We start from the raw sequence: 6,918 nt of genomic DNA, 5'->3' as shown, positions 1-6,918 counted from the left end.
GGGTTCTAGCAACTAACTTACCTGTTGAAATTCGAACACCCAAACAACTTGTTAATATCTATTCGAAGCGAATGCAGATTGAAGAAACCTTCCGAGACTTGAAAAGTCCTGCCTACGGACTAGGCCTACGCCATAGCCGAACGAGCAGCTCAGAGCGTTTTGATATCATGCTGCTAATCGCCCTGATGCTTCAACTAACATGTTGGCTTGCGGGCGTTCATGCTCAGAAACAAGGTTGGGACAAGCACTTCCAGGCTAACACAGTCAGAAATCGAAACGTACTCTCAACAGTTCGCTTAGGCATGGAAGTTTTGCGGCATTCTGGCTACACAATAACAAGGGAAGACTTACTCGTGGCTGCAACCCTACTAGCTCAAAATTTATTCACACATGGTTACGCTTAGGGGAAATTATGAGGGGATCTCTCAGTGCATTGCCTCCAATTCCCATAATTTATTACGCCGATAATAACTTGGTGTAACCTTAAAAATGTACTTAAATCGACGTGTAAAAGATTGTTGGGAATCAAATTGATATTTTAATGCGATCTCAAGGATAGTTTTTTTCGTCAACCTCAACTCAACAGCCGCTTTCGTCAAACGACGAGCACGAATATAGCTAGCCAGTGTGACCCCTGTTACTTTTTTGAACAGCCGCTGAAAATACCACTTGGTATAACCCGCTTTATTCGCCACATCATCAAGCAGTAAAGACTGATCTAAATTATGTTCAATCCATAATAGAACATCTTTGATAACCGTTGTATGAAACTGCTTATCATCATATCTTAATTGGATGTTATTAGCTTTATTTTGATAGCGAGAATGCTGTTCAATATACATAAAATAACCTAAATGTTCTTAAGATTGTCACGACCACATCATCATGATACCATAAACATACTGACGGTATGTTATTTTAAATCTATCATGGAAAATAAAAATCATCAACAAGAAAATTTTAAGAGTACCTATCAATCACTGGTTAACTCAGCACGAATATTGTTTGTTGAAAAAGGCTATCAAGCTGTTTCAATAGATGAGATCTCGGGAAAAGCGTTGGTGACCAAAGGTGCCTTTTATCATCACTTTAAAAATAAAAAACAATTACTCAGTGCCTGTTATAAGCAGCAATTAATTATGATTGATGCCTACATCACAACAAAAACTGATTTAACAAATGGTTGGTCTGCCTTAGAAAGTATATTTGAACATTATCTTGATTATATTATTGATAATAATAAAAACCTTATCCCTATCCAAGAAGTGATGCCTATCATTGGTTGGAATGAACTTGAAAAAATTAGCCTTGAATACATTACTGGTAAGGTAAACGCCATTGTCAGCAAATTGATCCAAGAGAACCAACTTAAAGCTTATGATGATGATGTGCTTAAAAACTTACTCAATGGCTGGTTTATGCATATCGCAATACATGCGAAAAACCTAAAAGAGCTTGCCGATAAAAAAGGCCAATTTATTGCTATTTACCGCGGCTTTTTATTGAGCTTGAAAGATAAATAAAATAGATAGGTTTTATTTGAAGCTAAATCTTCTTTATCGTAAAAAATGCCCTCTTGGGTTATCAAGAGGGTCATTATATTTCGCGGAATAACATCATTTGGTGACGAAATAACTAAGCACTTGTCTCCTGTTTACTCCCCTGAGCTTGAGGGGTTAACATGAAGGTCATCGATAGCAGGATAATAATACAGTAAAACGCTAAACCAATAATCCAAATCCAGCCATCCCAAATTGGTAGTGAATGATTATAAATAACAGCAAACAGTAATGGGCCAATAACACCGGTTGCATTGGTAAGGCTCACCAATAATCCCTGTAAAGCACCTTGCTGATGACTCTTTGTTTGGATAGACATCACTCCCTGTAATGCAGGTAAAGCGATCCCACCACCAGCCAATAAAATTAAAACAGGGAAAACTAACCAACCTTCAGATATAAACGCTAAAAAGGCAAATGCACTACTATCTGCAATAAATCCGAGCAGTACTGCCGTTTTTTCGCCCCATTTAGTGGCTATTCTTCCTGCCACAAAGGCTTGGAATACTGAGTGTAAAAGACCAAGACCCGCTAATGAAAAGCCAACCATCATGCTATTCCATCCAAAACGATTTTCGGTAAATAGCACCCACACCGTTGCGGGAATTTGGCCTATCAATTGCGCTGAAAAATAAATAATCAACAAAATGGGCATCGTTTTAAATAAAGTGATGTATACCGAATTCGATTGCGTCTCAACCCCTACTTCGGTATCTGTATTATCACGTGTATTTTTGGTTTCACGGAACCAAAACATAACCACAAGGAAAGCGACAATATTTAGCAACGCAGCGATAAAAAAGGGACTATGCGGTGAAATCTCTCCTGCAAAACCACCAATAATAGGCCCCGCTATTAAACCAAGCCCAAAACTTGCCCCTAACCAACCGAACCACTTCACGCGTTGAGAAGCTGAGGTGGTATCGGCAATGACCGATGCCGCGACAGCCCCAGTAGCTCCTGTGATCCCTGAAAGCAAACGGCCTAAATACAGCATCCAAAGCGCACTTGAAAAAGCCAGCAATAAGTAATCCAGCGATGCGCCTATTAATGACAACAACAGCACTGGGCGCCGACCAAATCGGTCAGACATTTTTCCAAGCCAAGGAGCAAAGATAACCTGCATTAACGCATAAAGTGCAAGCAATACGCCAAAGTGGTTAGCGATATCTTCCGAAGCAATAAATTCACGTAATAACGTTGGCAAGACTGGCATGATAAGGCCAATCCCCATGGCATCGAGTAACGTAATTACCAATGCGATCTTTGTCGAACTATTCATTTCACTTTTCTCTATCACTGATAGGGAGTGGTAAAATAACTCTATCAATGATAGAGTGTCAACAAAAATTAGGAATTAATGATGTCTAGATTAGATAAAAGTAAAGTGATTAACAGCGCATTAGAGCTGCTTAATGAGGTCGGAATCGAAGGTTTAACAACCCGTAAACTCGCCCAGAAGCTAGGTGTAGAGCAGCCTACATTGTATTGGCATGTAAAAAATAAGCGGGCTTTGCTCGACGCCTTAGCCATTGAGATGTTAGATAGGCACCATACTCACTTTTGCCCTTTAGAAGGGGAAAGCTGGCAAGATTTTTTACGTAATAACGCTAAAAGTTTTAGATGTGCTTTACTAAGTCATCGCGATGGAGCAAAAGTACATTTAGGTACACGGCCTACAGAAAAACAGTATGAAACTCTCGAAAATCAATTAGCCTTTTTATGCCAACAAGGTTTTTCACTAGAGAATGCATTATATGCACTCAGCGCTGTGGGGCATTTTACTTTAGGTTGCGTATTGGAAGATCAAGAGCATCAAGTCGCTAAAGAAGAAAGGGAAACACCTACTACTGATAGTATGCCGCCATTATTACGACAAGCTATCGAATTATTTGATCACCAAGGTGCAGAGCCAGCCTTCTTATTCGGCCTTGAATTGATCATATGCGGATTAGAAAAACAACTTAAATGTGAAAGTGGGTCTTAAAAGCAGCATAACCTTTTTCCGTGATGGTAACTTCACGGTAACCAAGATGTCGAGTTAACCACCCTTTAGATTCATAAAGCGAAAATAATGCGGCTCCAACGTACCCACCTAAATGGAAACGGCGTTCACTCCAATCTAAACACGCACAACAGATTTTACGTGAATGTTTGGAAGGAACGTCAATTCCCATTTCATGAAAATATTGAATACCACTTAATGTGATCATTGAACCATTTTCAGTGATCCATTGCTGTTGACAAAGGGAATCATAGATCTTAACGGCAACTTCGCCAGCTAAATGATCATAGCAAGTACGTGCTTTTCGTAAATGCACTGGCGTGGAAACTTTGGCATGTACGCCATGGTTTAAGGAGATCCCCATCATACTTTCCATCAATTCAGCAATATCTTTTCCTGCTAGCCGAAAATAACGATGCTTGCCTTGAGCTACTACTGTGATTAGCTGGCAATCTAATAATTTAGATAAATGACTGCTCGCCGTTGAAGCTGATATATTCGCCACAGAACTTAGCTCAGTGGCCGTCCAAGCTCGCCCATCCATCAAAGCACTGAGTATTTTAACTCGTGAAATGTCAGACATAGCCGCCCCTATCGCGGCTATTGAGGACTCAAAGGTAACCTCTTTTCGTATTAAATTAGCCATCGCAAGTTCACTTTATTGCCCAAGGGAGCGTAACAGATGCAGCCATACTATCATTGTCCGTTATTAATATCAGTTGGTTAGCATGGTCACTGTATTGCACTAAAATATTAATGTTATTCTCCGCCAATACTCGTGCTATTTCGCCAAGTTCCCCCGGTTTTTCCTGTTTTAACTTACGAATTAATGGTGTCCGGATCGCAAGTACTAACAGTCCAGCTTGCTCTAGCGCTATTTTAGCTTCCTTTCCTTGTTCAACAAGAAAATGAGCATGGCATTCATCACCAACCGTAAATATCCCTCCCCCTTCCAATCCAATACCTTTATTACCTAATGTTTTTCCTAGTAATGCTAATTGTCCTATTTGATTATCTAAAACAACGTGAACATCAAACATTATCCTTGTCCTTTTTAAATGAATATTCGCGAGTAATATGAGCAATACTAATTTTGTAAAAATCAAATATTGACTCTCGCCCTTCTTGTTGAGCTTTCGCATGTAAAACATGATTTTTCCATTGCAGAACTGCGTATTCGTTTTCCCACCAAGATAGCGATAACATTTTTCCTTCTGTAGCTAGACTTTGAAAACGTTCAATTGAAATAAAACCAGCTACATGACTTAATAGTGGTCTTAACTCCTCAGCTAAAGTCAAATAGCGAGTTTGTTGGTCGGGTTGTATTTGCACCTCAAATATTACAGCAATCATATTTTTCTCCGTTATTAATCAACAAACAGAGTAATCCACCCGAAAATTAACACTTCGATAAGCAACGAAATATAGAAAGGTCATGCTGCTGTTTTATGTTGTATATCACACTTCTTTAAATTGCTCGGCCTGCGCTTATCATGTTCTCCTTCTCTTATAATTTTGTTTATTATTTATACTTTTTTATTTTTTGCTATCACCGAAAATAGTGCGGATCCCGCATGGTATTTAGGTTTACCCATCATTAAATACCATTGTTGTTATTTTAATCTTTTTAATATTTCATGATTAAGATCACACTAAAATTATGACCCTATTAACTAAAAGTTATGGATACCCTAATAAAACTCATTGTTAAAGATTAGTTAACCAAAGTAACTTCATTTTTCACTATTGTTAAATTGTTATAGTGAAAATTCTGGTAAACTAATAGAGGTAAAAAAATGATCCTAGATGCCAGTTATACATTATTAGTCGCATGTATCGCGCTACTCATAGGAATGTTTGTCGTAAAATTTACCCCGTTCCTACAAAAAAACCACATACCAGAAGCCGTCGTTGGTGGCTTTATTGTTGCAATTGTTCTGTTAATTATTGATAAAACATCAGGTTATTCGTTTACTTTTGATGCTTCATTGCAAAGTTTATTAATGCTCACATTCTTTTCCTCTATCGGGCTAAGTTCTGACTTTTCTCGACTGATTAAAGGAGGAAAGCCGTTAGTTCTATTAACTATTGCAGTAACGATCCTAATCGCCATTCAAAATACTGTCGGCATGAGTATGGCTGTCATGATGAATGAAAGTCCATTTATTGGCTTAATTGCAGGTTCAATTACTCTAACAGGTGGTCATGGTAATGCCGGAGCATGGGGCCCTATTCTCGCTGATAAATATGGTGTAACAGGCGCCGTTGAATTAGCGATGGCTTGTGCAACACTTGGATTAGTGTTGGGTGGTTTAGTTGGCGGCCCTGTTGCCCGTCATCTTTTGAAAAAGGTCTCTATTCCTAAAACAACCGAGCAAGAGCGCGACACTATCGTTGAAGCTTTTGAGCAACCAAGCGTCAAAAGAAAAATCAATGCAAATAACGTTATTGAAACCATTTCAATGCTGATTATCTGTATTGTTGTTGGTGGCTATATCAGTGCATTGTTTAAAGATACTTTTCTGCAACTGCCTACTTTTGTCTGGTGTTTATTTGTCGGTATTATTATCCGTAATACACTGACTCATGTATTTAAACACGAAGTGTTTGAGCCGACCGTCGATGTATTAGGTAGCGTTGCTTTATCGCTTTTCTTGGCAATGGCGTTAATGTCATTAAAATTTGGTCAATTGGCAAGCATGGCAGGGCCAGTATTAATTATCATTGCTGTACAAACTGTTGTCATGGTGCTATTTGCCTGCTTTGTCACCTTCAAAATGATGGGCAAAGATTATGATGCTGTCGTGATCAGCGCGGGTCACTGTGGCTTTGGTATGGGAGCAACACCAACAGCAATTGCGAATATGCAAACAGTCACAAAAGCATTTGGACCATCACATAAAGCTTTCCTTGTCGTTCCTATGGTCGGTGCCTTTATTGTTGATATTTCAAACAGTATCTTAATTAAAATATTTATTGAAATTGGTACATACTTTACCTAATAGCTACACACTACTCGGCGTACTTCTCCTAACAATTTATTATAGGGCAGTATGCCGAGCCGCTTTCTTACCCCGTATATTCCCCTAGTCAATCTATTTAGCTTGCACGTTTACGAATTAATTCTCGTGACAACTAAACCAAAATTTGAATTATGACGAGTATATCTGATTATTTATACTTTATTCGTTAGAATAGTCCGTAGAAATAAATAATCAGTAGGCTACATGGAATGAAATTAAGACATCTCGATATCTTTTATGCTGTAATGACTTGTGGTTCCTTAACGCGTGCGGCTGAAGTTTTACATATTTCTCAACCCGCGGCGAGTAAAGCACTCAAACATGCTGAGCA

Annotated in this window: 9 protein-coding genes and 1 pseudogene; 5 read left to right on the top strand and 5 right to left on the bottom strand. The window is 38.8% G+C overall.

Annotation, left to right across the window (positions count from 1 at the left end; genetic code table 11):
• On the top strand, positions 1 to 404 hold a 404-nt coding region (locus EA14781_RS21285), incomplete at its 5' end, for a transposase (RefSeq protein WP_042336218.1).
• A 42-nt stretch (positions 405 to 446) separates the two neighbouring features.
• Here the strand turns inward: EA14781_RS21285 and EA14781_RS21280 are convergent.
• Positions 447 to 842, bottom strand: a pseudogene (locus EA14781_RS21280) (helix-turn-helix domain-containing protein); the annotation flags it as partial.
• 87 nt (positions 843 to 929) lie between these two features.
• Between EA14781_RS21280 and tetC the strand changes: the two are divergent.
• Complete coding sequence (gene tetC / locus EA14781_RS21275; RefSeq protein WP_000428546.1) at positions 930 to 1,523, top strand: tetracyline resistance-associated transcriptional repressor TetC; 594 nt, start codon at positions 930 to 932, stop codon at positions 1,521 to 1,523.
• 112 nt (positions 1,524 to 1,635) lie between these two features.
• Here the strand turns inward: tetC and tet(B) are convergent, their stop codons facing one another.
• Entirely contained in the window at positions 1,636 to 2,841 is a 1,206-nt protein-coding gene (gene tet(B) / locus EA14781_RS21270; RefSeq protein ID WP_001089068.1) for a tetracycline efflux MFS transporter Tet(B), read from the bottom strand.
• Between the two features lie 81 nt (positions 2,842 to 2,922).
• Here tet(B) and tetR(B) point away from each other — a divergent pair, with 81 nt between their 5' ends.
• Complete coding sequence (gene tetR(B) / locus EA14781_RS21265; RefSeq protein ID WP_000088605.1) at positions 2,923 to 3,546, top strand: tetracycline resistance transcriptional repressor TetR(B); 624 nt, start codon at positions 2,923 to 2,925, stop codon at positions 3,544 to 3,546.
• On the opposite strand, the gene EA14781_RS21260 is transcribed toward tetR(B), so the two are convergent.
• The 3 genes from EA14781_RS21260 to EA14781_RS21250 are packed head-to-tail and all read right to left on the bottom strand — an operon-like array spanning position 3,524 to position 4,917.
• Positions 3,524 to 4,210, bottom strand: a complete 687-nt coding sequence (locus tag EA14781_RS21260; protein ID WP_001284954.1) for an ArsR/SmtB family transcription factor — start codon at positions 4,208 to 4,210, stop codon at positions 3,524 to 3,526. The two genes, tetR(B) and EA14781_RS21260, sit on opposite strands and share 23 nt — an antisense overlap.
• Before the next feature lie 7 nt (positions 4,211 to 4,217).
• Positions 4,218 to 4,604: a hypothetical protein gene (locus tag EA14781_RS21255; protein ID WP_000460651.1), complete on the bottom strand. Its 387-nt coding sequence runs from the start codon at positions 4,602 to 4,604 to the stop codon at positions 4,218 to 4,220.
• Positions 4,597 to 4,917 carry an antibiotic biosynthesis monooxygenase family protein gene (locus EA14781_RS21250; protein ID WP_000562370.1) on the bottom strand — a complete coding sequence of 107 codons (321 nt, stop codon included), beginning with the start codon at positions 4,915 to 4,917 and terminating at the stop codon, positions 4,597 to 4,599. Before EA14781_RS21250 ends, EA14781_RS21255 begins: the two co-directional genes overlap by 8 nt.
• A 443-nt stretch (positions 4,918 to 5,360) precedes the next feature.
• On the opposite strand from EA14781_RS21250, the gene gltS reads away from it, so the two are divergent.
• Together gltS and EA14781_RS23960 are read left to right on the top strand one after the other, a co-directional pair.
• Complete coding sequence (gltS, locus tag EA14781_RS21245; protein ID WP_000599533.1) at positions 5,361 to 6,566, top strand: sodium/glutamate symporter; 1,206 nt, start codon at positions 5,361 to 5,363, stop codon at positions 6,564 to 6,566.
• A 230-nt stretch (positions 6,567 to 6,796) separates the two neighbouring features.
• Positions 6,797 to 6,918 (top strand): LysR family transcriptional regulator (locus tag EA14781_RS23960; RefSeq protein WP_001713919.1); only part of this gene is annotated, 122 nt, incomplete at its 3' end.

The organism is Escherichia albertii NBRC 107761 = DSM 17582, from assembly GCF_000759775.1.
GTDB classification, from domain to species: domain Bacteria; phylum Pseudomonadota; class Gammaproteobacteria; order Enterobacterales; family Enterobacteriaceae; genus Escherichia; species Escherichia albertii.
Note: the sequence above shows the minus strand (reverse complement) of the source record. Positions and strands in the feature narration are given on the sequence as shown.